At 45.6% G+C, this 24,446-nt stretch carries 19 protein-coding genes and 1 pseudogene; 2 read left to right on the top strand and 18 right to left on the bottom strand.

Features of this window, described 5'->3' with window-relative positions; genetic code table 11:
• Positions 1–8: 8 nt before the first annotated feature.
• The 15 genes from B9T62_RS05275 to B9T62_RS05205 form a co-directional block, all read right to left on the bottom strand.
• Positions 9–5,939: a polymorphic toxin-type HINT domain-containing protein gene (locus B9T62_RS05275; RefSeq protein WP_169834332.1), complete on the bottom strand. Its 5,931-nt coding sequence runs from the start codon at positions 5,937–5,939 to the stop codon at positions 9–11.
• Between the two features lie 71 nt (positions 5,940–6,010).
• Positions 6,011–6,445, bottom strand: a complete 435-nt coding sequence (locus tag B9T62_RS05270; protein WP_087914302.1) for a GBS Bsp-like repeat-containing protein — start codon at positions 6,443–6,445, stop codon at positions 6,011–6,013.
• Between the two features lie 190 nt (positions 6,446–6,635).
• The gene (locus B9T62_RS05265) at positions 6,636–9,131 is read right to left on the bottom strand and encodes a fibronectin type III domain-containing protein (RefSeq protein ID WP_087914301.1); all 2,496 of its coding nucleotides are present in this window, start codon (positions 9,129–9,131) and stop codon (positions 6,636–6,638) included.
• Positions 9,132–9,414: 283 nt separating this feature from the next.
• Complete coding sequence (locus B9T62_RS05260) at positions 9,415–10,014, bottom strand: FtsK/SpoIIIE domain-containing protein (protein WP_157685462.1); 600 nt, start codon at positions 10,012–10,014, stop codon at positions 9,415–9,417.
• Positions 10,011–11,279, bottom strand: coding sequence for an FtsK/SpoIIIE domain-containing protein (locus B9T62_RS05255; RefSeq protein ID WP_087914299.1), 1,269 nt, complete (start codon positions 11,277–11,279; stop codon positions 10,011–10,013). The genes B9T62_RS05260 and B9T62_RS05255 overlap by 4 nt, the downstream gene beginning before the upstream one ends.
• The gene (locus B9T62_RS05250; protein ID WP_087914298.1) at positions 11,276–11,536 is read right to left on the bottom strand and encodes a hypothetical protein; all 261 of its coding nucleotides are present in this window, start codon (positions 11,534–11,536) and stop codon (positions 11,276–11,278) included. Before B9T62_RS05250 ends, B9T62_RS05255 begins: the two co-directional genes overlap by 4 nt.
• Positions 11,537–11,539: 3 nt before the next feature.
• Complete coding sequence (locus tag B9T62_RS05245) at positions 11,540–12,652, bottom strand: M23 family metallopeptidase (protein ID WP_087914297.1); 1,113 nt, start codon at positions 12,650–12,652, stop codon at positions 11,540–11,542.
• Between the two features lie 12 nt (positions 12,653–12,664).
• On the bottom strand, positions 12,665–13,288 hold the full coding sequence (locus B9T62_RS05240) for a hypothetical protein (protein WP_087914296.1): 624 nt from the start codon (positions 13,286–13,288) through the stop codon (positions 12,665–12,667).
• Between the two features lie 109 nt (positions 13,289–13,397).
• On the bottom strand, positions 13,398–14,501 hold the full coding sequence (locus tag B9T62_RS05235) for a helicase HerA domain-containing protein (RefSeq protein ID WP_087914295.1): 1,104 nt from the start codon (positions 14,499–14,501) through the stop codon (positions 13,398–13,400).
• Positions 14,467–16,491 carry a hypothetical protein gene (locus tag B9T62_RS05230; RefSeq protein ID WP_087914294.1) on the bottom strand — a complete coding sequence of 675 codons (2,025 nt, stop codon included), beginning with the start codon at positions 16,489–16,491 and terminating at the stop codon, positions 14,467–14,469. The genes B9T62_RS05235 and B9T62_RS05230 overlap by 35 nt, the downstream gene beginning before the upstream one ends.
• A 9-nt stretch (positions 16,492–16,500) precedes the next feature.
• Complete coding sequence (locus B9T62_RS05225) at positions 16,501–18,942, bottom strand: hypothetical protein (protein WP_087914293.1); 2,442 nt, start codon at positions 18,940–18,942, stop codon at positions 16,501–16,503.
• Positions 18,939–19,256, bottom strand: coding sequence for a hypothetical protein (locus tag B9T62_RS05220; RefSeq protein ID WP_169834331.1), 318 nt, complete (start codon positions 19,254–19,256; stop codon positions 18,939–18,941). The genes B9T62_RS05225 and B9T62_RS05220 overlap by 4 nt, the downstream gene beginning before the upstream one ends.
• A gap of 14 nt (positions 19,257–19,270) precedes the next feature.
• Positions 19,271–19,714 carry a hypothetical protein gene (locus tag B9T62_RS05215; protein WP_087914291.1) on the bottom strand — a complete coding sequence of 148 codons (444 nt, stop codon included), beginning with the start codon at positions 19,712–19,714 and terminating at the stop codon, positions 19,271–19,273.
• A gap of 27 nt (positions 19,715–19,741) precedes the next feature.
• Positions 19,742–20,461, bottom strand: a complete 720-nt coding sequence (locus tag B9T62_RS05210) for a metal-dependent hydrolase (RefSeq protein WP_087914290.1) — start codon at positions 20,459–20,461, stop codon at positions 19,742–19,744.
• A gap of 83 nt (positions 20,462–20,544) precedes the next feature.
• Positions 20,545–21,264, bottom strand: a complete 720-nt coding sequence (locus tag B9T62_RS05205; protein ID WP_087914289.1) for a hypothetical protein — start codon at positions 21,262–21,264, stop codon at positions 20,545–20,547.
• Between the two features lie 762 nt (positions 21,265–22,026).
• Between B9T62_RS05205 and tnpA the strand changes: the two genes are divergently transcribed.
• A complete protein-coding gene (gene tnpA / locus B9T62_RS05200) occupies positions 22,027–22,302 on the top strand; it encodes an IS66 family insertion sequence element accessory protein TnpA (protein ID WP_087914288.1) in 276 nt (91 codons plus the stop codon).
• Positions 22,303–22,337: 35 nt separating this feature from the next.
• On the opposite strand, the gene B9T62_RS05195 is transcribed toward tnpA, so the two are convergent.
• Positions 22,338–22,691, bottom strand: a complete 354-nt coding sequence (locus B9T62_RS05195) for a winged helix-turn-helix transcriptional regulator (RefSeq protein ID WP_087914287.1) — start codon at positions 22,689–22,691, stop codon at positions 22,338–22,340.
• A gap of 150 nt (positions 22,692–22,841) precedes the next feature.
• On the opposite strand from B9T62_RS05195, the gene B9T62_RS05190 reads away from it, so the two are divergent.
• Positions 22,842–23,513 (top strand): NAD(P)H-dependent oxidoreductase, encoded by a 672-nt coding sequence (locus B9T62_RS05190; RefSeq protein ID WP_087914286.1) that lies wholly within the window; start codon positions 22,842–22,844, stop codon positions 23,511–23,513.
• 66 nt (positions 23,514–23,579) lie between these two features.
• On the opposite strand, the pseudogene B9T62_RS40510 reads toward B9T62_RS05190, so the two are convergent.
• Both B9T62_RS40510 and B9T62_RS05180 read right to left on the bottom strand, forming a co-directional pair.
• Positions 23,580–23,850: pseudogene (locus tag B9T62_RS40510) on the bottom strand (transposase); the annotation flags it as partial.
• 230 nt (positions 23,851–24,080) lie between these two features.
• Positions 24,081–24,251: an aspartyl-phosphate phosphatase Spo0E family protein gene (locus B9T62_RS05180; protein WP_245864350.1), complete on the bottom strand. Its 171-nt coding sequence runs from the start codon at positions 24,249–24,251 to the stop codon at positions 24,081–24,083.
• Positions 24,252–24,446: the final 195 nt, after the last annotated feature.

Here is a 24,446-nt window from a genome sequence, read left to right as displayed (position 1 = left end):
CCTCTCCTTTATTTAAATTGAATATTTAAGTCCATACCCTTACCTGACTCTATTAAAGTAACAAACTCTCCATTTGCTTTAGTGGCTACTGTCATCCCATTGCCTTTATAAATATTTAACACTTCACCATCTTTTTTCAAAGTACCCTTACCGACTAACTTTACAGTTCCATCATCAATTATTTTTCCAATATCATTCAGAAATGCGTCACCGTGTGTCTTATATTTTGCGTACTTTGTTCCAAGAGCATTTTCCAAAATGCCCTTGTGTCGAATAAAATGGTCTTTGAAGTTCTTGCCTGCGGTGATAATGGTACAATTATGCACCCAAATCCCAAGATTAGATATAAAGTAAGAATGATAATCGGCGACCATGAAGTTGTAAACAGTTGCTTGTCTCGGCGCTTTCTCAATCTTGTCTATTGCAAGTTTAGTACCATTACTTGAAACAAGCAATTCTCCAACCTTTAAATATTGTACAAGCGTCCAACCTTTTCCATCTAACCAGAATGGATGCAATCCAGTTGTCTCAATGACTTCATCACCGATATGGACGTAATAAATTTCATCAGCCTGCTTTTGGAACAGCTGTACTACTTCTTTGTATTCCACTTCTCCGGTTACATCAGACTTGGATAGAACCTTATCCCCTACCTCGATTTCCTCGATAGGTTTCTCCCCATCCTCTGTTTGCACCTTCGTTCCTGCTGTAAAACAATTACACCCTAACGCTTTAGCGATCGCCTTTTCATTTTTTACCGTTTTTTCAACTGCTCTCTCAATTACTTTACCTTCCTTGCTAATCAGCTTTACAACTATTTTACCGCCCTTAATAAATTTACCTACGGGGATGAAACCTGCAATAGCGAGCGATTTATCGAACGTTGAGGCATTCGGATCGATAATCGTCCGAATATCGTCAACGACCATAAAATTTGCCACAGCGACAGCCGCTGACTTCACCATCTTCCAACCGTCTCCAACCCATTTCCACACATTCCCACTTGGGTCTACATAGATGAGCGGATTATTACCTACATAAGTATACAGGTTTAACGATAAGGGGTTCGTAATCTGCCCTTCAACCGTATCCTCATTCAAAAACCGTCCCATACTCGGATCATAATACCGTGCCCGTAGATAGTAAAGCCCAGTCTCTTCATCATAGATTTCGCCCGTATACTTAAACGGATTCGAAATCCCTTCGGTTTGGTTGGTAATGTTACCCCATACATCATACGAATACGTATTCACCGGCTTACCGCTCGTATCTACAATCTGTACCACATCTCCGTGACCATTGTACAGATAATAATAATCCTTTCCCGCCGTTTTGTCTTTTTTCACCAGTACCCGGTCGCCTCGTACATAATTGGCTTTCTGCCCGCTATTTTTCTCTTCGGTAATGACTTCTCCGTTCAAGTTGTAGTTGTATTGGGTTTGACTGTTCCCTGTCACTTTTTTGAACCGCAGCCCATCTGCATAATACGTGAAGTGGGTCGTCTTGCCGCCTTGGCTGAGTGTCGTTAATGTATTAAGCAGATCATACCCATACGTGGTTTCTGCAAAAGCTGCCTCTATAGAGGTTTTACTCTCCAGCGTTAATCGATTCCCTCTTAAATCATAGGTATACGCTTCTCGGCTGCCATCCGCTCGGGTGACAATGAGTAGCCGGTTTAACGCATCATACGTATAACTGCTCGTTTCCGTCGCTTGATCCTTTCTCGTCTCGATCGATTTGGTGATATTCCCGTTATTGTCATACTCATATTCCGACTTGGATAACACGGTGCTACCCTTCCAGTTGGTCACACTTTCGACCCAGCCCAGTGCCTTCTTGTATTGGTATTCGGTCTTTAAGAGACTGCTATCTGTCAAAGTCGGATAGGTGAGGCTTGCCACTTGTCCAGAACCGGTATACTGATACTGAACATTTACGGCTGCGCTGTTATTAACTACGCCATTGCCATTGGTTTGAACTTGGTCGAGACGCAGCTTATTGTACTTATACTGTGTATTAAACGCCAGATAGTCATCATTTACTTCGGTAACCTGCCCCAGAATATTATATCCGGTCCGAATGATGGAACTATGACTCCCTACTCTCTCCGTCTTTTGGCGAGCACGTCCGAAACTATCGATATACAAGGTACGACTTGCCGATTGTCCCCCGTTCATGTAGGTCTGCGAAGTCTGATAACGCGGACCGCCATCACCAAAGATAAGGCGCTTCTCTTGCGTTTGCGCGACTCCATTAACAGTTCCCTTATAGCTGGCGCTCTTCAGCTGACTCCGCTCATCATAACGATAGTCCGAAACCGTCCCCATTCGATCCGTCTTTTGTTGCACTAATCCCAGGTTGTTGTAGTGCTGGGTTTCATTTAGAGATGCCGCATCTCTTTTAATGGTCTGTAATCCTAATTCATTATAGGTTTTGGTATTTATTGTTTGCGGACTGCCACCTGCTGCCTGAATAGTCGAACTGATGATTTGACCGTTGCCATCATACCCATAGGCGCTTGTTTGGTTTAACGCATCCTTGAGTGAAATCAGACGGTTTAATCGGTCATACCGGTAACTGATCGTCACCCCTTCATTATTCAGGTTCTGATTCGGATCCGTATAGGCCGTGACATTCCCTAACAGATCGTACCGATACGATTCGCCGATCGGCGCTGAAGTCTGGGGCCAGGTCTTAAAGGTTCGTTTAGAGGTTTGATTTCCCCATTGATCGTTATATTCTTCCACATAATTCAGCTTCTCGTTCGTTCGAACATCGATCAGATAACTAATACTATGGCGTTGTTTCAGACTGCTGTCTGAGACATAGATATTTCCAAAGGGGTCAACCGCCCGATTCTGTCTGCCCCAAGCATCATAACCGACCGTAGTAATATTTCCAGCCGGATCTGCTGCATAGATCGGCCGGCCATAGTTGTCATAATGATATTCACTGTGCGTCCATTTTCCCGAATACTCGTCCCACTGCTCTTCCATTAAAGCTAAACCGAAACCATTATATAGTGTATTGCGATAGGTTTTAATATTTGCCCCTGTAGATACTTGGGTAATAGTCTTTACAGTATCTACTTTGAGAGTTGATGTGCCTGCATTCTCGGCATCGAATTCATGATGTCCAGTATTATTATAATAATTAATTTCGTCGACTTCGCTATAGATGACACCGAGATCATTTGTTGTGTTTGGATACGTAACTTTCTGGGTTCTCCCTAACGCATCGTATTGGTAAGCGGTGACGCGATCATTTCCATCTCTTTCTTCCAACACCCGTCCACTGGCCATGTCATAACGGATAGTCTTTCTTACAGCTTGCTCGTTCGGTTGATTCACATTGAAGTATTGCTGCTGCTCCGTAGGATACGCATATCCTGTTTCAGCACCAAGAACAGTAACCGTTTTAGCAACCAACTGTCCTGCAGACGTTTTGGTTTCGGTGATTCGGTGGAGTTTACCTGAACCATCTGGGGCATTCTCATAAGTGTAGCTGCTGACCTCACCCAGCGGGTTAGTAAAGCTATTAACCCGGCCTTGAGCAGTATACGTATAGCTTTCTGAGCTTGGTGCTGCATCGTTCTCATTCTGATACCAGGATTTACCGGATATAAACCTGAAGTTGGGCTCATAACTATAGCTTGTCGTATATTTCTGTTTGAGTCCCGGGTTGTTTCGCTGACTCTCGGTTAGCGGCTGGGTGGCGCTGGCGATGTTCCCCCACTCATCGTAGGTAAAGTCAGAGTAGAGCTTATTGGCTGTGCTGTCATTATCTCCAGCTCCAAAGTCCAGACTTTCACTTAGGGTTGGCGATTGGGAGTACAGAGGGTGAAACGCCGAATTTCGTATCACTGTCTTTTCGCCATTTCGGGCCGTTTGCTCTGTAGAGAGCAGTTGCCCCTTCCCATTAAAGGTGTACTTGGTATCTATATTTCCACTTGACGTCTTTTGACTGGCAGCCGTGGAATACGTGAATTCAGCCGGATACTTCCCTTGTTCATAATACACAGGGTAAGCATCATAACTTCCATTTCTGCTATACTCCACCTTATTGTATTCACCGGTAAACGCACCGGATTTAATGATTTGGTCATAGCGTGAGCTTACATATTCAGTGACCATGGCCCCGTAATAACCATAATTCCGCTTCCCATATTCATAGTTATATTTGGTCAGAGAGTGAGGGTACTTCACCTCCAATAATTTAATGTAAGCGGTGTCCTCCGTATAGGAATCCCAAGGTTTAAACTCCTTCAGTTGCGTGTTATAAAAGAAATTACCTACACTGTGTGAAAATTGCGTCTTTTCTCCGTTTTGGCGGGTAATCGACGTTAATACCGGGACTGCGATTCCCGGGTACGTGAGGTCAGCATAGCCACCTGGGTAGACTCGTGACAGGGCATAGGTCACTCGTTTTCGGGTATAGGTGACATGCTCACTTTTTTCTCCCGAAGCCTTCAGAACGGTGACCGTAATCCGTTCTTCAGGCGTTTCCTGATTCCGCTCCAGTCTGGCGTTCTTGATGTAATCATACTCAAAAAGCACTTTTCGTCCCAAACTGTCATTGATTTCGGACAACAAGAGCTGAGCTCCATGATCTGAAGGTTTACCTTCGTATTTGAAGGTGATTACGTTACCGAAACGGTCTTTGATACCCAGCAGGACATTGTCATATCCACCAAAATATTCTCTTTTCCCATCTGCATATTCCAGATAATAATCGGACCCGTACTGGCCGCTGTTAAAGGTTTGGGCAGCATCGAAAACGAAACGCATATCTTTGCCTTTGTAGCCTTTAAGATGGGTATAGTTCTCCAATTCATTCTCTGAAAAATCCGTAACATTATAGATTGCACCTTGACCATCATGATACGAGATATTTCCATAATTATCTCTCTCTACCGAGGGGAAGCGGAAACTCCACCCCGTACCCAGATCATATCTTCTATTGTTGAAATTATACGCCCCAACCTGGGGGTCGATGAGCTGGGCCTGATTAGCATTAAACATCACTCCGATGTTGAGATCCAGTCCATCTCTGCCCGGCAGACTGATCTGGGTATCTTTCCAAGTAAGCGATCCTGAAGAGGGATCTACCGTCTCGCTGGATAATGACCGATCTGAGAACTGTGGCTTAGCGGTCTGATTAATCACTTCCATCTGAAAATCGTTAAACACACTGCTGATATTATAGTCTAGTGAAGTGAGGATCGTACCTTTAAATCTTTTTCCCAGAAGTTGATCATAGACCGTTTGAGTTACGGAATACACGCTGTCTGCTACGCTTAGTTCTTGGATAGGCAGAGGGGCCAGATCTGTGCTATAAACGGTTTCCGTTACTCTAGCAAGATCCGAAGTAGGTAAAGATTGTCTAAACAAATCCCATGAACCCTTATATTCTACTTTTTTCTGGTATAGCTCGAAGGGTTCCATCTGTTGTTCGCTGCTTAAATAAGCCAATTCATATATATCTTCGATATTGGCTCCGAGCTCCATTAATTTCTTAATGTCTTCTGTAGATAGCGCAATAGGTTCAAGCTTGGCAGATGTAGACATGAGTCCTCGTGCTCTTGCTTGAGACTTTGCATATTTTTGTTTGATGACTTCAACCTTGGTTTCCCATGTAACTTCCGGCACTTCCAATATCTTTTGATTTAATGCTCTGCTGAGATTATTTCGGTTCAAATCTTCATCAAGCAAATATTCATGAGTAATCTGGGGCTCGTAATTCACATCCGGTGCAGGGTAAGAGGAGGAAGCTGAAGGTTCTTTAGGTTCCTCTAAAAGTGATGTCAATGAATTCGCTGGCTGTCCACTCTCTTGCGCTTGTACAGTTGGAAGTGAGTAATCTGTTGATAGATTGGGTAGGACAATAGCAAGGCACAAGAAAATAATAAATAACTTGAATCTTAATGTATTGGATTTCAAATTCATCTCTCCTATTAATTATTAGCTGGTTGACTGGTTATACACTCCATAAGTAGAAGGACGCACGGGTCCTAATTCCCAACATTCACATTAGCGCCACCGATACCAAGACTGTTCCCATATGCATCATGAGCATAGATATGAGTGGCATAAACCCCAGATTCATTGTTGTGCTTGTTGAACGAAATCCTCGCTTGCCATTTGTTAGAGCTTACACGTTCTCCTCGAATCCACTCTATGTCATCTTGTCCATTATTTAATGTCCACGCCGGGAACTCCACTAACGTTACATTCGAAGGTACTCCTTCAATAGATATGTCATAATATCCGCTGCTGATCTTTGCAGTGGTAGGTGCCTTTACTAGAGTTGAATGGGTCACATCATAATCCCAAGCTCCAAGAAAGGTGGCATTGGAGTAAATATGAGTGATATATCTGCCAGTCTTGGAATGCTTGGAATACACCACCGTTCCTTTCCAGGCATCTTGATCACCATGTGCGTTCATGTAGGAAAATGTACCTGCTATATCCCCTTAGGGACTCCCCTTTTGATCGCACAGTCGTAGATGCCCAGCACCAGAGAAGTCGTGTCTTGGTGCCATGTCTACTCGAGCAAACGTTCGTTCTCTGCGGGAAAGGCGTCTTGATACATACGCTGACTGTGTTAGCAGATGCTGGCCTAATATTCTCAGTAATCTATTCATTAAAAATTTTCTTAACTAAATTCCCATTTAAATCATAGATATAATCTATATATATATTACCTGTTGACTGAAACTCTATGTGATCCAGTCTATTGCGGGCGTCATACCTATACACTAATTTCCCAAATGGTATTTTTATTTGAGCGAATGAATAATTTCCTGATTTATCATTAGCCCTTATGGTTATTGTATGAACATAACCTTCTTTAAGATTATTTACTGTATATTGAAGAGTTGTAGGGGGCAGTGTCTCAATTAGGGCTCCATTTAATAAAACACTGTAACTCACTACACCAATATTGTCCGTGGATGCGCTCCAGGATAAAGAAACAGAACTTTTTGTATTACTTAATATTTTTAAGTTCTCAGGGATCGTTGGCCCTTTCGAATCAATCTCATACTTTATTTGAGCAGAGGAGTAATTCCCTGATCTATCATTAGCCCTTATGGTTATTGTATGGACATAACCTTCTTTAAGATTATTTACTGTATATTGAAGAGTTGTAGGGGGCAGTGTTTCAATTAGGGCTCCATTTAATAAAACACTGTAACTCACTACTCCAATATTGTCCGTGGATGCACTCCAGGATAAAGAAACAGAACTTTTTGTATTACTTAATATTTTTAAATTCTCAGGGATCGTTGGTGCCTTTGAATCAATCTCATACTTTATTTGAGCAGAGGAGTAATTCCCTGATCTATCATTAGCCCTTATGGTTATTGTATGGACATAACCTTCTTTAAGATTATTTACTGTATATTGAAGAGTTGTAGAGGGCAGTGTTTCAATTAGAGCTCCATTTAATAAAACACTGTAACTCGCTACACCAAAATTGTCCGTGGATGCACTCCAAGATAAAGAAATAGAACTTTTTGTATTACTTAATATTTTTAAATTCTCAGGGATCGTTGGTGCTATCGAATCAATACCATACAAAAACTCACTACTTTTAGTATCTATTTCTCCAGTATCGTCCACTACAGTAAGATTCCACTGATAAACACCATCCTTTGGTTTGAACGGCATTAAATAATATTTGTTATTCGAATTTACGTAACCAGTATCTATAATTTTCTTTTCAGAGCTATCATATATAACAACTTTATATTTAGCTTGAGTATTAATTCCATCTCTATCCCAATACTCCCAAGATAACTTTCCATTTTCATATCCTGTTTTGGTAATGATAGGTGGGTTTACTAATGAAGGGTTATATGTTATATATACATAATTATACATTTCATAATCGTTTTTTAATTCAGGCACCCAAAAGGCCACACCAGAGATTCTTTCTCTATCGCTAAACAATTTACTAATATCTTCAGAATTTAATACTAGTTCGTTTGCAGATTGATGACTCCCCATAAAGACAGCTGTTCGTCCTACTTTAGTTGCCGCTACACCGTCAATCCCTGGTTCTGGTGAACAACAACCATAATAACCATATGGAACTGTCTCACCATTCGTCTCTACGTCTTGATGGGCGAAATAAACATTCATTGGATAGTCAATGGGACTCCCATCTGAATCACCCGAAAGATCTAACGTATCATTGGTAAATACTATCTCTTCAATTTCATCAGTATACATATCATAAGTATCTATATAAATTTTATTTGAATTATCAGTTGAAAAAAATGATACAGTTGATGGGTCAATCACTAAAGGATATTGTAACCCCGAATCATCAAGTTTCATTTCTAAATTGTAACCATCTTCTGTTGGATTTAATTCAATAGTAATTTTTTCAAAATGCTTTACTTGGCTACCACTACCTTTCACCCACATAGGCGGAATTTCAAATCTTTTGTTCCCATAAGAGTCAAAAAAAGATATGGATTGATCTTCATTAAGAACTGCTTTTAATCCTTGAGTTTTAATATCGAAGTTGAATTCACTTTGTGCCTTCGAATCATTAATTATGATAAACATTTTAAGTGAATCATTAGTCACTGAATAAATTAAATCAGAATATTCCCATAAGCTAGAATATGTTACTGTATTATCTTTAATTACAACTTTGCTATCTGACTTAATATTGACAGGTTCATACTTGATTGAAAAGGAATCCCTTTTAATTTTGACACCTGGATAATTCTTCATTATTTCTACTTTATAATTGTTTTCATCCATCACACCTATAGAGTCGCTTGTAATTTTTTTCTTGAAATTTGTATTTATTTCTTTCCATTTCCCATTACTAAAATAGTGCTCTGAGTGATTTGAATAACGTACTATTTTATTATTACCAGAGCCCATATAGGCCTTTGAGTTAATAGTCCTTTCACTTACTACTTCAACATCATTTGGTTTTATTTTACTATTGATACGATTATCGCTTGGAATAGGATTATCTAAAGAAATATCACTTTTATACTTAAATTTTTGATTGCTTCCTTCAGCGTATGGTTGAAATAAGAAGAAAATAAATAAAGTAATTCCTAGTATCGTTCCTAAAATTCTTATAAATAATTGCTTGTTCGTCAATTCATAAACCTACCTCTCAAATAAAAATGGTTATCTCCTTAAATCGTCAACAACTGGATCAATAATTCTATAGCTCCTTTATATTCCTGAATTATCCACTTTCAATCTTAGTGAATATTAAGATACAATAATCTAATTGTGTTATACATAACATTGATTAATGTAAATTATTTGTAAAACCACTAATTTAACAAATAAAGATTCAAGAAATCGGATAATCATCTTTATTTTTCTTCTCGCTTTGCAAAATCCCATCTCTATCATCTTATAACTATATAAGTAGTCAGACACAGTGCGTTGAATGGATATTTCTTCTTCCACTTCTTAGAGAATAGCCGGGGTGCGTGCATCGCCTTCCTTGCTGCAACAGCCTACCGGATACACCGTTATGCTCACGTGCCAATCGGATAACCTGTTCGTACACACTTTCATTCATGGACGGCACGTCCTCCTCCCCAGGATCTGTCCACTCCTGGGTTACATCTATACTCTCAGGAACCCATTCCTCAGTTTCCCCTGCTAAGGGTTCCTCCTCCTCTTCCTTGGATAGTTGGAGTGGGACTTTCATCGCTGCGGTCGCCTCCACTTCCGGATCTTCTTTTCGCAGCCTTACTTCATTTTGCCAATAGCGCTTCAGATCCTCTATATAACGAGTCGTCTCATCATCATCCGCACTGATCGCTGCTGACTGGAATCGCTTCTGCCTCCCCCCTTTCAGCATGCAAATGCCGTCCCCGCCACCGAGCAGATGAGGGCCACCAGTGTCCATGATAGTCTTGAAATCGTAGACACTGAGCAAATGAGAGGCCACCCGTGAGGGCAGATTAGATTTAATGACACCGGTTACGACATCCACACTGGGACGCTGGGTCCCCAAGATCAAGTGAAGTCCGGCAGCTCGCCCCATTTGGTTAGTCGCTGTACGGTCTCCTCTACATCAGCGCGGGCAATCACCATTAAGTCAGCATATTCATCAATCACTGTAACAATGTGTGGCATCTGTTCCTGGGGATGATTACGGTTATACTGCAGCAAGTTACGTACGCCTGCTGCAGCAAAACGCTGGTACCGATTTTCCATCTCCACGACAAGCTTTTTGAGCATCAGCGAAGCACGCTTCGGATCAGTAACCGGCGGCGAGATCAGATGCGGCAAGCCGGTGTACATCGTGAACTCCACCATCTTCGGATCGATCAGCAGAAACTGTACCTGCTGAGGAGAACGCGCAGTCGCTAGCGAAGTGAGTAACCCATTGATAAAAACGGACTTCCCCGATCCGGTGGCCCCGGCCACTAGGAGATGCGGCAAATCGGTTAAATCCACCAGCAGCGGCTTGCCTTCCATATCCTTGCCAAACACCATGGGGAGTTGAGCGTTCTCTGCAAAAGCAATCAGATCCCGCGTCATATCTCGCATGTAGACAAACGCCCGTTCCTCATGCGGTAGTACAAAGGCAGCCGCACTGGGATGAGTGGACGAAGTGACTTCGAAACTACGGTCATGTCCAATATGGTTAGCCAGATCATCCCTCTTTTTCACCAGATCACTCAGCTGCAGCCGGGCTGGGAGGCGAAATGATATGGTCTGCAAGGTAGGACCGGCATCGATGGACAAAATTTCAGGGGGTTCATCCATTTTGAGTCCTGCCAATTGCACCGTATTGAAAATGAGCTCAGCTGCCTGACCTGGAGAAAGTAGAGACGAGGAATGTGGCCGGGGATTCGGTGGGAACAGCGCATAAGGGCCGCTTTCCGCTGGGAGAGTCGCTCCCGGTTTCATCGGTTCATTCATCTTTCCATCCGGAACTTCCGAAATTGATCCAATAGTCCCTCCCGCAGCAAGCTTCCCTTCGGATGAACCGGCGCTTGACGGACTCCATCTCCACTCTCGTTCTCGCAATATCTGCTTCGCTATGACGAAGCCTGCAACAACCTTCAATTTGTGCTTCCATATCCACTGTGCGCCATTCGGCAAAGCCACCAATACAACCCACAGTGTAACGGAGTAGCGAAAGATCTGAAGCGATACCGCGTTCAACTCCGCTACGTCAAACAGTAAAGCCCCGCCGCTTAGCAGGGCTGCCGTGAGTGTGATACGGTTTACAAATTGGGAGAATGTCTCCTTTGGCTGTGACTCCGGTACGCTCATGATTCAGCTCCTCCTTCCATCATTTTCCGGAGCAAGCTTCTCAAGTTTTCCGAGAAACGCGCCCCATTTTCCTTAACCAGAGGCCACCAGGCATCCGACTCCACAAATACAAATTGATAGACTTCCCCTAAATTACGAATCAGCATGATGATCAAAAAAACACCGATTGTTTTTACCAGCCAAGACGGGAGTCCATTACTCCCTTTCTTGTAAACAATCCATAACATCAAAGCGATAACGACAACCGTTAAGTTCACCCTTCACCCTCCCCCCGCTACGAGCAATTTGAAATACTTGGACACGCCAATCCACCACCCGTTGTGCTCGGCATAATACCCCCTGGGATTATCCTTCGCAGATAGCCACTGGATTGGATCGCGTCCGGCTGGGCGATCCTGCGATAGCTTTATGATCGTATTGGCGGCTATGGCGGCTGACTCGCCAGTAGTTAATGTCGCCCCCTTTCCTTTACACCAACAGCCGAACACATTCCAGGGATTCTTAATGATCTGAGAGGCCTGATTATGCTTCCTTGGCACAAAGGATTGCTCCTGCCCTGTGATCGCAATGAGCAGATAGGGGGAAATATTTTTCTCTCTGCCTGCCTGGTCAATCAGGTTCAGCAGACCTCGATCTGCGAGGGCTGATTTCCTTTTGTCAAGGAAGCCGAAGACGTAATCTATATTTAAGGGTTGATAGCTCAGTTCTACTGGTGCGGTTCCAACAGATGTTCCCGATCCCGGCACCTGCACAAACCCTAGTGGATCAACTGCCTCTCCGTTCATTTCCACTTGAAAATGCAGATGTGATCCGGTGGATCGCCCGACTTGTCCTCTGCCAATTTGGCCAATCAATTGACCTTTGGTTACCGCCTCACCGGTGCGAACATTCATTAGCGCCTCCAAGTGACCGTATTTACTAACCAGCCCGCCGCCGTGATCAATGTAAATGGCCTGTCCATATCCACTGGCTGCACCGGCGTGGGTTACCGTGCCAGCAGCCATCGCGTAAATCGGCTGCAGCTCCGTCTTCGCCGCTCCATTGGCGATATCGATCCCCTTGTGCATTCTTGTGGAACCGAACAAATCCCGCATCGCAAAAGGAGACGACACCCGGCTAATCGTAGGCACCGGCCAGGTATACCCGGAGCCGTCTACATCCAATTGCACTGGGGCCAGCCAACTATACTCGCCTGCAGGCTGCGTCTTATAACTATCCGCATCGGTAAAAATCATAAAGGGTAAGAACACGAGCAGGATAATCAGCGCTGCCAGTATAAAGAACAGAAGCACCAATCCGATTCCTGGAGAACCCAGTGCCGAAATCAGTGCTATCGTTTTCTTGATATCCTTGGCTTTTTTGACGACATCCACCGGTAACCCCCCTTATCCCGCAGTTTTCAGTCCCCGCGTTTTGTACAGGACATGTTCTTCCGGAGGGACATGCATAATCAGTTCATCGTACCGTTTGTGGTTCTCCAGAATATAGCGCTGCGTCCCTTCGTTCTGGGTGATCAGATCCTGAATTTCGATGGGGAGATCCGCATGGGAGGATAGTAAACGCACAGCAGATTGCTCCATGTAGAAATAGACGCGAACACTGGTGTTTTCCCACATCCCCACGCCTTTGGCGGTATCCAGCATAATGGCCGGGGAATTGCCTGCCAGAATCATCATGCCATTTTGCTTGCGAATAGCTGTGTACCAGCTAAACACGTAACTGCGCAGCTCCGGATTCTGCAGTTGCCGCTGACCTTCATCCACCAGGACCGCTGAAAAATCTGCACCGGCGATTTTAAGCAAATGAATGCTGGCATTGACCTGTTCAAAGGCCATCGACATCTTAATCTGAGCCTGCTTGGCCGATTCATCTTTCTTGGATTCATCTTCTTCCCCTGAACCGACCCGGTACACCACAAGAGGGGCCTGATGCTCAAAGTTGGAAGATTCTTCGATTTGGAAGATATCATCGTAAATTCCGATGAAATAGATTTTGATTTTGTCATACACACTTTTGGCATCGCTATTCGTGTGCGAAGCCTGCTCGATTTCCGCGAATACGGCGTGAATCGTTGGCTTGGGTCCCGTAGGACAGTTCCAGGTTTCCGGCCGTTTCTTATCAATCCCTGCGGATGGCTTCTCCCACCTCGAAGATTTCCGGGCGGGTCAAGTTCTCCCCAAGCAAAGAAAAGGTTCGCAAACCGCCCATTTCGGCCATCTTATAGCGGGAGCGATTATACCGTGCGCACTCCTCATCGATCTCCGTGATCGCAGGCATAATTGTCAATGGTTCAAAGTAACGGCCTTCCTCTGTGGTGTGGTCAATATAGACACCGCCCACATACTTACATAAATCAAGCCATTCGCCATCCAGATCAAAAACAAATACATGTACCCCTTCTTCCAGCAGCGAGACCACCAGCGCCTTCAAAAAGTAACTCTTGCCTTCTCCCGTCTTGCCGAACACGGTGACGTTCTGTGCCCGAGGATCATCCGGATCGCAAATATTGACAAAACAAAAGCCGCCGTCCTCGGTCCGGCGACCAAAATAGGGTCCTTCATTATCGGAGAAGGAGCCTCGTGTCATAGGATACGTGCGTGCCGCGACCGAATCGGTGGTCACACGCCCATAATGGGTTATGTTAAAAAATTCACTGTGAGCCGCATACGGATCAGAGGCAGGACCCGTCTGCCGCATCGCTTCACTCTGCTCACGCTTCAATTCATTCAGCTTGCCGGACATATTATCAAACCACAGCTTCAGCCCCGCCTCAGCCGCCTCAATTTGATGCAACTTCGGCGCGGATAACGTCAAAAAGGTTTGCACTTCCACCAGCTTGTGGTCATTCGACAATGTGGAGTCCCGCAAAGCCAAAATCGTTTCCTTCGCGGCAATCTCTGCATTTCGCGCCGGGTCCGTTTCACTCTGATCCTGGATACTGGCCGTTAAACGGTTTAATTTATATTTCATTCGCGTGTTGAATTTGATGTCACTTTTCGCATACCGGATCGTCTTGCGTAAGGTCGCTCCGGCATCCGAGACAATGCCGTCCAGATGATCCAGATACCCGGCAATAATCTCCGGCGGATACTCCTGGACCATAAGTACACGGACAAAATGTCCTGTTTTCCCGTCTTTTCCATCGAGGGTGTTCACAACCACATGCCGTGGATGCTTCATCCATCGTTTAACCAACCGATTCGTATGTTTGAGCAGGCTCATCGGCTTCCTCCTCTCTTTGTTGTGCGTTCAACATTTCACGCAGCTCCGGATCAAGCGCCAAGGGGCGACCTTGGTAGAGGCCATAGGCCGCAGCCGAAAAATACGGATAAATCGCTGTGAAGGACTGCTGGTATTGCTCTTTAAGCAGGGAAGACATTTTACTGACCATCTCCGGGGTGCTCTGGTTCAGCCAAAAATCACCACCCCAGCTCGGGGCCGCGTTTGTAAACTGCAACCAATGATGATAATCGCAATCCACAACGGCAATGGATCGATAACGCTGCATCAGCGCTTCCCGCTGCGGATAGTTCCAGGGGATCTCGGCTATGACTAGCCCATCCTCCGCTGCGCGGCGTTGGAGCAGATATTCCACTTGCGCCAATGAAGGATATTGCGAAGGCGTAAATAACAGCCAGTTCGCGGCTTTGCCCGTCCATATATCCCATTCCTCCAACTCCAGCGAATGCCTTAACGGATTCAGCACGGTCTTCACGCCCTGATCCGTTGACAAGTCGACAATACTCACGGTTATTCCGGTAAAGCTACGGGACACTCCCAGATTTGCAGCTAGAAACGAGACTCCACTTGGTGCCGGTGAGGTAAGCAGCACAATTCCCCGTAGTCCCTTGGGAAGTTGTCCAGGCATCGCAACCGGAGGCGTAGATTGTAAACCTTCTTCTCCAGCAAACTCTTCTTTCACCTGTTCCACTCGTTCTGCAAGGACTACAGCTTTACGCATTCTGAATGTTTGCCACCTCAAAAGGCCAACCGTTGCCCACTTCCTGATCAAAGGTAGAACATGCTCTTTGCATGCCATCCGGAGACGGGAGAACTCCTCCTTACTGCGCTGCAGCCACTTTGCGATGGGCCATTTTCTTAGCTTGAGCGTAGCAAGGCCCGACTTGTCCGGAATTTCCTCATCCAGCACTAACGGAACAAGTACATCCTGCTCCTTCATCTCAGCACTTGCCTCATTCTCCGCTTCCTCTTGTATCCATTGGGTAAGCGAAGGACTAAACATGGAGCGATCCTCCTCAATTTCCTCCTGATCTTCGGACTGGTGAAGGTTTTCCAAATCTTCAGCCGGTTCTTCCCATGTCCCTTCAGCCATTTTCCAGGCTTCCCAGGTGGTCCGGTCCCACCAGCGTCCTAGAATCTCTGGCAATGAGAATCCGGATAACAGAGACAGGGTGTGCCCTCCATGAGAGGAGAGTGTATTCAGCACACGGTCTTTCTTCTCCTGCAGTTCACTTAACATGCGAAACCGTTTAACCTCCTCGGGACTGAGGTCTGCGGGTTCATCGGCCCGTTCCCGGATCTTGATTTGAGCTTCCGATGTGGTGAGGGTCAGCGTATATTCACTACGCAATGCCTCTCCATTTCGGGCCAGCCGTTCCCACATCTCGATTCGGTTCAGCTTCATTTGCTGGATACCGTCACTTGCAGCGGCGCGGTTCCGCTTCTCGTTCCAGAGCTCCTGCCGCACATCCGGAATCTGCTCTGCCGAAATTTGCGCGGAGAAGCCTTCCTGCACGATCGCACGCAAGAATTGTTCGAATCCACCGATCCGTGTCCGCTTTTGCCCATACACCGCTGTTTTCCAGGGGGCTGCGGATAACGAGGACACCACATGCAGCATCTTTCCGCTGCGGTACAGCCAACCGTCTTCCTCCACACCTAGAAAGGAACCGAGTTCTTCCCCGGTTCCTTCCTTTTGTCGCTGTACATCATGGATATAACGCTTCAAGCGATAGGGCCATTTCAGCATATGCCCGAGCGTGCTCACGATAAAGATAACAAGAATCCAACTCAACTTGAACACGACAGAGACTGGAAGCAGAAAGGGAAGGCCCCCGATCACCAATGTTGTGCCAACAATCCAGCCGATATCCCCTAGGGACAGACCCAAAAACTGTACATCCTCACGGATATCGCCCATAAAGCTTGCCCGGAGGAGTTCGTCTTCCCGTTCCTGATGCTCCTGATCCATTTCAATCACCTACCCTTTGTCTTTCGGTTTCCCAGCCGTTTTGGCATTTGCCAATGCAGCCGCCTTCTTCGCATCCTGACTTTCTTTTAACCGCTGCAACTCATGCCGGTGTAGCATATCCTTTTGCAGTTTTTCAAAGCTTCCCATATCTAATCCATCCAGCGGAGGCTGACCGTAGTTAACGGGTACCCGGTCCTTAATAACATAGACTGCACCGTCTTTGGCACGCCAATAAGGCGTGCGGTCTTTCCGGTAGCTGTCATAGGCTTTCTGAAATTCAGATAGATGTGCCTCGGGAAGATAGACATGGGACTCGTCTTTCGCTATTTCCAGCACCTCTGCCAGTGCCTCTGTTGCAGAGGAACGTTTCCATTCTGCCAGCATACTGGCGGCAAACCGGGAGTGATGAGGGAAGTTACAGCGGATCTTCCGGCTCTTTTGGGCCAGCATCCCCTCCAGCACTTCCGTGGCTTCTTCCAAATCATCGTCCGGCAACCATAAAGCGCCCTGTTCCAGTAACAAATCTTTGACCCATGGGAATTCATCGGCGCGAGCCTGCAACGCATGGTAGGCCGCGGCCGCTTGGCTTTCGGGCAACTTGGCTTGCGTATACAGTGGCAAGGCTTCTTTAATCTGGTCCACCGCGTCCTCGGCTTCGGAAGTGTCCGCCAGTTTCGTAATCTTCGGCGCACTGTTCAGATCGACGAATGCTCCACCCTTGTACATCCCCTCACGCACCGCTGATACATTAAAGCCTTCCTTCTCCAGCTGCGGCAACATATCCAGCGTAGGACCGGCCAAGATTAACTCCCCCGTACTCTCGTCCCACTGCACATCTTCTTTGTATTCTTTCTTTAACGTGGACAGCTTCTGCGTCAGCTTTTTACGTTGGGCCACAGGAGCGTTCAGGAGAGAGACGCTTCGAAAGCCTTCTTCTCCCAAAACCGTGGAAATGTTCAAGGCCGATGATTTAATTTCCGATTCCCCAAATGCCAGTTCATGCTCAACATCCACATGGATCTGACCGCCATCCTCCAGCCACTCTTCCGGCTCTTGGTAGGCGATACCTTGGACCGATTCGGAAAGTCCACCGCTGAGACTAGACAACCTCTTGTCCTTACCCACACTACGCTGGGTACGCATGCGTTCTGCTGCTTTCTGCATCCGTTGACTGGCCTCTTTCATGCTGAGTGCCTTCTTCTGCACCCCCTCCGACCCCATCCGTTTGCCCATCGAATCGAGCGAAGTGGAGGTCCGTTCCCCCCATTTGCCCAAGGAATCGACCACATGGGCACCATTGAGCGACATCGGGTTTTGCGCAGCCTTGAATAGGGGCTTGATCCAGAAGAAGAAAAAGAAGATCAGTAAGGCCACGGCGCTGAGTATGGCAAAAATAATCGGCGGAATACCGAGCCAGGCAGAGAATCCGGTCCCCTCCCCGTAGTCCGTCTGTATTTTGACGAAAATCGCCCAATGCAAGCCACAGATTAGGCCGACCAGTAAGGTCCGCAAATACAAATTGGCAAACCCGAGCATCGTCTCAAACTTGCCCGTATAGGCAGATTGAGTAATCCACAGATTCACCAGGATGGCCATAAATATCAGGACCATTGTTTTTATCACGGCAACTACATACAAAGGTAGCACCACCAGCAATAAATAACTCAGCAGACTAAAGATACCTCCACTTGTGGACACCGTTAGCTCGCCCAGGGTTTGCGCCGCATACGATGCTTCAGTAATTCCATCTGCACCGACAATCATGGCTTTTAAGATCTGCTGACCATCCAGCCCTTCATACGTAATGCCGCTGGTACCGATGATACCCTCAAACATCTTGCTGGCTATCCAATTGATGCCTACGTTAGCGATATTCAGCGCAGTCAAGGAGAAATAGGTGGCGACAAAGCAAAGCAAAAAGACCTTGAGCAAACTGCCCAGGTCTTTCTTGCCTCGAATGATTTTAAACGCCAGCCATGAAATCCCGATGAATAGCGACACCAGGCCGATGATTATAAAGATGGACCAGCCTGACTGCACCAAGTCGATTTCCGCAATTTGCGGTGTAAACAAATAGCTCTTAGCGAACGCATCATAAAGTGGGGTCATTAGTTCATCTACCAGCAGCACAATCAGACCTTCAATGGCGTCTTTGATCAGCTTACCGGACATCAGGTCTTTAAACGACTGGATCATGTCGTCCACTTTTTGAATCATATCTTCGACCCAATCAGGAATTAAAAAACTCGTTTCCCGCTCTACAGGTACTACCGCGCCACTCGGTGCCGCTGTAGGCGTGGCCGTCGGCATCGCAACTGCCAACTGCACCGCGCCTCCTGAACCTTGCAAGGTATGTGAAGCAGGGCTGGACGCTTGAACAGGTACACTCCACATACTGGTCGCCAGACCAAACAGCAGCAGAACGGTCAGCAACCAAACACGTCTCTTCAACCTCCCCACCCCCATATGTCCATATAGTCATAAAACTGTGACAGCAAGGTAAAGACGGAGCCGGTCATAAACAAGAGAATGATCAGCATCGCCACCCCCATGTTTTTCCAAAACTTGGGGTCCTTCAAACTTCGTGCTCCCCGGCTAACCGATAACAGGAAGCCGAAGAACCGGATCAGCCAGTAGGCAAATGCCAACACACACAGGATCGTGCCAGCGGCTCCCGCCAAGACCAGAAACCAGTTCATCTTATCCACCACGCCCGGATCAACGGTATACATTTTTTTCATTTTTGAGATATAGTCATTGTCCATGATTAGTTCAGCCATTAGGACAACTTACGAATATGATCCACCATTTGGATAAACGTTGTTGGCGTGGTCCCCCCGATATCTTGCTTGGAGGTCCAGTTATACACGTTCTCCAAAAAGCTAAAGAAGGCGCCGCTGATGAACAGAAACACAATAAATACAAGTAAACCAGCTTCAATCCAGAACCATTTGTCCTTGATGCTACCCTTACCCGCACTGATCTTGATCAGTTTTATAACAACTTTGACCACTACAAAAATCAACGTTGCAATGGTAATTAAGGAGATGAACAAGCCGATGGGTGTAAATATAAAGTCCAGTCCATCGAGCACCGTCCAGTTAAATTTCATCTTATCCTTGATCTTGGTGATCGGATTATCCTCAGCGTGAGCCAGCATCGGCACGACGAACATACTAAAAAAGACCATCATGAAGAGGGTCCCCACTTTATTTATTTTCATTTGTCTCTTCCCTTCTGTACCTACGAATTAATAGAATGTCATGACCCAAAGTGCGAAACTACCTATCCAACAACCTCTGGCAATCCAGCGCTCTGCAGCGCCGCCATTTCTGAGGATATTTAGCGCTACTTTTAGCCGGGGAAGAAGCACCGAACGAATGCCCTCTACCGTCACCGAATCCCCTACTAAATGAGACCACCACCCGGCCAGCATCCCTAAACCGAGCGCCTGAATGAGAACCGGCTGCGTTGCAGTAACCGATAAAACACCAAAGCTCAAGATCCCGGCAAACTCCGGACTATGGATAATTCCGCGATGCTTAACAAACGGCATTACGAGTAAGGCTACGCCTACCACAAGCGTAAGCCAATGCAGTTCATAGACTTCATATCCCCCAATAAACAGAAGGCCTAGTCCGCTCAAGATGAGCATTCGTAGACGGGATGCCATCGTAAGTACCAAGCCTGCTACCAACCACAACCAGGGCATAGCTTGCTGCATGACAAACCACAAGACCCCCATGCCGAAACACAATATGGACAGGCCTTTCAGCTGCCGCCTTGTCCTTGCCGGGAACTGGATTTTATTACTTACGGTACTGGTCTTATGGTCCAGATCAGGTAGCAGTCCCCCGAGGCCTGCGGCTGAAACCAATGCGGCAGCAGGTATCAGTGGCATCGTTGGCGTGAAATAGAGCAACGCCGAACCTGCTAAGATAGCCAACCCCACATGTCCTTGACGATTCATTTTTAGTTCACCCCCTTTCTGGGAACAGCACAAATAACCACTTCAACGCTTGAAGCAGTTCAGGTCTTTGATGGATTCATAAGTTAGAAGAATCGGCTGAATCCCCGCTTCTTCTGTTTTTGCAAGATCGGGGATAAGAGGCCTTCCAGCAGCTCATCCGTGTTGGTCTGGAGTTGAAACGGATCAGGATGATTCGGGACCGCAAATACCGGTCTACCACTTAAACATCCGGCTACCATTTCCTGATTCTGGTCATTGGCTAGTGGCAAGGCAATGCGCCAATAATCCTGGGGCACACGGCTATATTCTCGGCAAAAGGAGATCAATTCCTTCACCCGCCATTCACTTCCGGAACCGATCAGCACAGGTAAACTGGCTTGCACAAACAGTCCAGCCTGATTGCTACTCGTCAAGCACCCCAAGTCGAGTACCGTATACTTGTATTCGTTCATCAATGATCCGACCCAGTGCTCAGATACCTCTGCTTTATACAGAGCAATATCGCCTAAGTCATAACGGGGATGGTTGGAGTAATTCCCCTCCTTTATATACTCCAGAAAGGAAAAACACGGACGGCTGCCACCTTCCCAAACGGCTACTTTAGTTTTCGCATATCGCGCCAAGTAGTGCGCGATGAGCAGAGCTGTATGCGTGCTGCCGGCCCCTTCGAACACACTGCCTACGGCGATAACAATCCGTTCACCGACTCTTTTAAAATCCAGCTCGGGAACAGCAACCTGCTGAGTGTTCGTCTCTACTAGATGTTGAACCTCCAGTAACTTCTCTTGCCAGCCGTGATTCATCCAAACATCTGACGCTCCCAACGCGGTCCAACTTCTTACCGCCGTCGAGGACAAACTTCACCGGTATTTCTTCAGCTAACGGTAAGATGCTTCGGGCTTGGTCCTCATGGAGCAAGACGTATTCAGGCCTCAAGATGAAGGCACTTTCCTTCACTTCTTCAAACGTCCCGCATTCATGGAATTTAAAAAGTGGATCACTAATTTCAGGTTTGATACCCACAAGTACAATATGCAATGACGCTCTGCCTCCTTTGAACAATATGTTTACTCTATAATCTTATCTCGTTAAAGCCATTCAAACGTTCGAATAACATTCTAAAAAAGTATGGATTATGAAAATTTTCCTGTTCTTCAGCTGAAAATCCCAATGTCACAAAACCTTCTTCTGCTAACCCTACTGCTTGGAGAAGGATCTTCCGCACCGCTTAATTCCGTGAGATAGATGTACGTTATCTGCCCTGCCATCTCCTTCTCTGAAAAGAAAAAAAGCCGCCCAAAGGCCGCTCTATATTGACATGCTATGAGAATATCAGATAAAACATAGGCTCGCGTTCTACAAAAGTACACAGAAAGTATGGTTTATGTATGTTTCGCCTCCACTCAGTCCGTAGAAACTGCAATTCAGCCTGAGGCCACTTCGTAGGCTTCCCAGCGACGATTCAAGGTTTCTGCTACTTCAAGGTAAGCGTACAATAATCCCCACCTAGAACTTGTCTCAATATCATGAGAAAATGATTCCATTCGAAGGAGGATGGTTTTCTTATGACTAAAATTGAATATAGAAACGAATGGAAAGCACGAGTCGATAGCTTTAAATCCAGCGGGATGGGAGTAACGGCTTGGTGTAAAGCCAACGATGTGAATAAAGAGCGTTTTAAATATTGGCTATATAAGCGCAATACAGAACCGGTAGCTAAAAAATCTAAACAATGGATAGCTATTGAAACAGCACCCGTTGAGCTAAACAAACAAGATAATATGTTGATCGTAAATGTAGGTCGAGCTTCCATACAAATTAAATTACCCCCCACATCTTGATTTCAAGGTGGGGAGGCTTTTTGACATTTACTTCTTCAGGCTTTTGTGGCTGATGCCGGTTGGGTTTGGTGCTTTTTGTATGTCTCTCCCCATAACATGACGGAGTCTAGGATGGGTTTGAGCTGCATGCCGATATCGCTCAATGCATATTCAACCTTTGGCGGTATTTGGGAATAGACGGTTCGCTCTACAATGCCGTAGCCCTCCAGTATTCGCAGCTGCTTGGTCAATGTAGCATGTGTAATGTCTGGAAATAAGCGTTGAATTTCATTAAAGCGCATGGTTTTTTCACTCAAAAACAAAATAATCAGCATAGACCACTTGCCCGATAAAATCTTTTGGGCACTGGTGAAACCGCATACTTCCAGAATTTCATTTGTATATGGCATAATCGCCACCTCTTTCGCTCAGTATCCAATGACATACTTACGCTCTAGTTATAGCGTAGAAATGCTGTAACGAAGCTTTTATATACTATTATACGATAATATTTTATCATATAATATTTTTTCGAACAACAAACAAGGGAGAGTGTGAATATGATTACCATGAGAGAAATCAGCAAAGAACAGGTGCTGGCAGCATTACAGAACAGACATGCGACAAAAGTGTTTGACTCGACTCGGTTAATAAGCGACTTGGATGCTCAGTATGTTTTGGAAGCAGGCAGATTGTCGCCAAGTTCCCTCGGCCTTGAGCCGTGGAAATTTGTCGTGGTGCAAAATCGCCAACTTAGGAACAAACTCAAGCAGTTAGCGCTTGGGGCACAAGGACAACTGGACACTGCCAGCCATTTTGTTATTATTTTGGCCAGAACAAATGTTCAGTATAATTCCCCTTATGTGCTGGATCATATGAGACAAGTACAGCAAATGCCGGAGGAGGTTGTACAATATATATCCGGTGCTTTAAAGGATGTTCAACAAGTGCGCGGCTTGCTGGACGATGAGCGGCTGCTGTATGAGTGGTCCGCAAAGCAAGCATATATTGCATTAGGCAATATGATGACGGCTGCAGCGTTAATCGGCATTGATTCATGCCCAATTGAGGGATTTGATAATGCGGAAGTTGACCGCATACTGGCAGATGAAGGCCTGCTGGAGAACGGAAACTTTCAAAGTGCTGTAATGATGGCGTTAGGCTACCAGCAAGAAGAGCCAAAGCGTGCCAAAACGAGAAGTGATATGGAAAAGCTTGTAGCATGGCGCTGACAGGAGAGCCTTGTAAAAAACCATGACTTGGTATAAAATACAGATCGAATTGATAAACAGATATCCCTAAATAAAAGCAGTCCATCCTCCAAGGGTGGGCTGCTCTTGCTCTTTTAATTTCACCATCCGTTTTACATTTACTACGAATGCAGTTAGGTAGGCTTGTAATCGCATACGGGAGAGCCCCCGGTATCTGGCTGTATGCATACCGTGGAATCTCTTCATCTCTGCGTTTTAGTGTTCAATAATCATCCTACGCTTAATCCGTTTTTTTGAATGTATCACTTAATTCGAACTCAATCTGTTCTTTAAAATGTTCCTCGATAATCCGGATTGAAGCAAGCGTCAGATAGCCCTCATCTTAATTTCAAGGTGGGGGCTTTTTGACGCTTACACTTCAAGAGCCACTCCGCTACCTAAAGAATCCACTACATATTCGCCTACCTCACTACTATTCTCACCTAAGGATATCAAGCGAAACTAACAGCCACTTTTTGTTCTTTATACTTTATTAGAATAAAGGGAAACTGTAGTAGGCAATGTCGATTGCTCAGCAATTGGCTTTTGTTATTTTCCCTTATCATCTTTGTTATTATACTGATTGATTAGATCGTCCAGTAGTATGGATTGCTTAATGACTTTCGGATGTGCAAGATCGCCGTATTTTCCCACCAGCAGATACATCTCTTGCCGTTCCTGCTCAATACGAATTTGAATTAACATCGAATCGCCTTTCATTGGTTCGCCCCTTGTGATATTCTAGGTTTTTATGCCAAATAATTGCATCAGACCCAGAAGACACATGTAATCATTAGGTGGTGAACCGCAATTCTTGATCCAGTCCGGGCTTAAACCCGTGCTAAGTTTGCTATCAGGGTATGAAAAAAGGACGATCCCTAGAATCAGGAACGCCCTTTTTAGTTTACTCTTTAA

The organism is Paenibacillus donghaensis (assembly GCF_002192415.1).
Taxonomy (GTDB): Bacteria; Bacillota; Bacilli; order Paenibacillales; family Paenibacillaceae; genus Paenibacillus_AQ; species Paenibacillus_AQ donghaensis.
Note: the sequence above shows the minus strand (reverse complement) of the source record. Positions and strands in the feature narration are given on the sequence as shown.

Bases quoted from the DNA above. Each gene is read 5' to 3' on its own strand.
- B9T62_RS05270 (WP_087914302.1), bottom strand. From the start codon at position 6,445: ATGAACGCACATGGTGATCAAGATGCCTGGAAAGGAACGGTGGTGTAT.
- B9T62_RS05255 (WP_087914299.1), bottom strand. From the start codon at position 11,279: ATGAGCGTACCGGAGTCACAGCCAAAGGAGACATTCTCCCAATTTGTA.
- B9T62_RS05235 (WP_087914295.1), bottom strand. From the start codon at position 14,501: ATGAGCCTGCTCAAACATACGAATCGGTTGGTTAAACGATGGATGAAG.
- B9T62_RS05230 (WP_087914294.1), bottom strand. From the start codon at position 16,491: ATGGATCAGGAGCATCAGGAACGGGAAGACGAACTCCTCCGGGCAAGC.
- B9T62_RS05220 (WP_169834331.1), bottom strand. From the start codon at position 19,256: ATGGACAATGACTATATCTCAAAAATGAAAAAAATGTATACCGTTGAT.
- B9T62_RS05215 (WP_087914291.1), bottom strand. From the start codon at position 19,714: ATGAAAATAAATAAAGTGGGGACCCTCTTCATGATGGTCTTTTTTAGT.
- B9T62_RS05210 (WP_087914290.1), bottom strand. From the start codon at position 20,461: ATGAATCGTCAAGGACATGTGGGGTTGGCTATCTTAGCAGGTTCGGCG.
- B9T62_RS05205 (WP_087914289.1), bottom strand. From the start codon at position 21,264: ATGAATCACGGCTGGCAAGAGAAGTTACTGGAGGTTCAACATCTAGTA.
- tnpA (WP_087914288.1), top strand. From the start codon at position 22,027: ATGACTAAAATTGAATATAGAAACGAATGGAAAGCACGAGTCGATAGC.
- B9T62_RS05195 (WP_087914287.1), bottom strand. From the start codon at position 22,691: ATGCCATATACAAATGAAATTCTGGAAGTATGCGGTTTCACCAGTGCC.
- B9T62_RS05190 (WP_087914286.1), top strand. From the start codon at position 22,842: ATGATTACCATGAGAGAAATCAGCAAAGAACAGGTGCTGGCAGCATTA.
- B9T62_RS05180 (WP_245864350.1), bottom strand. From the start codon at position 24,251: ATGAAAGGCGATTCGATGTTAATTCAAATTCGTATTGAGCAGGAACGG.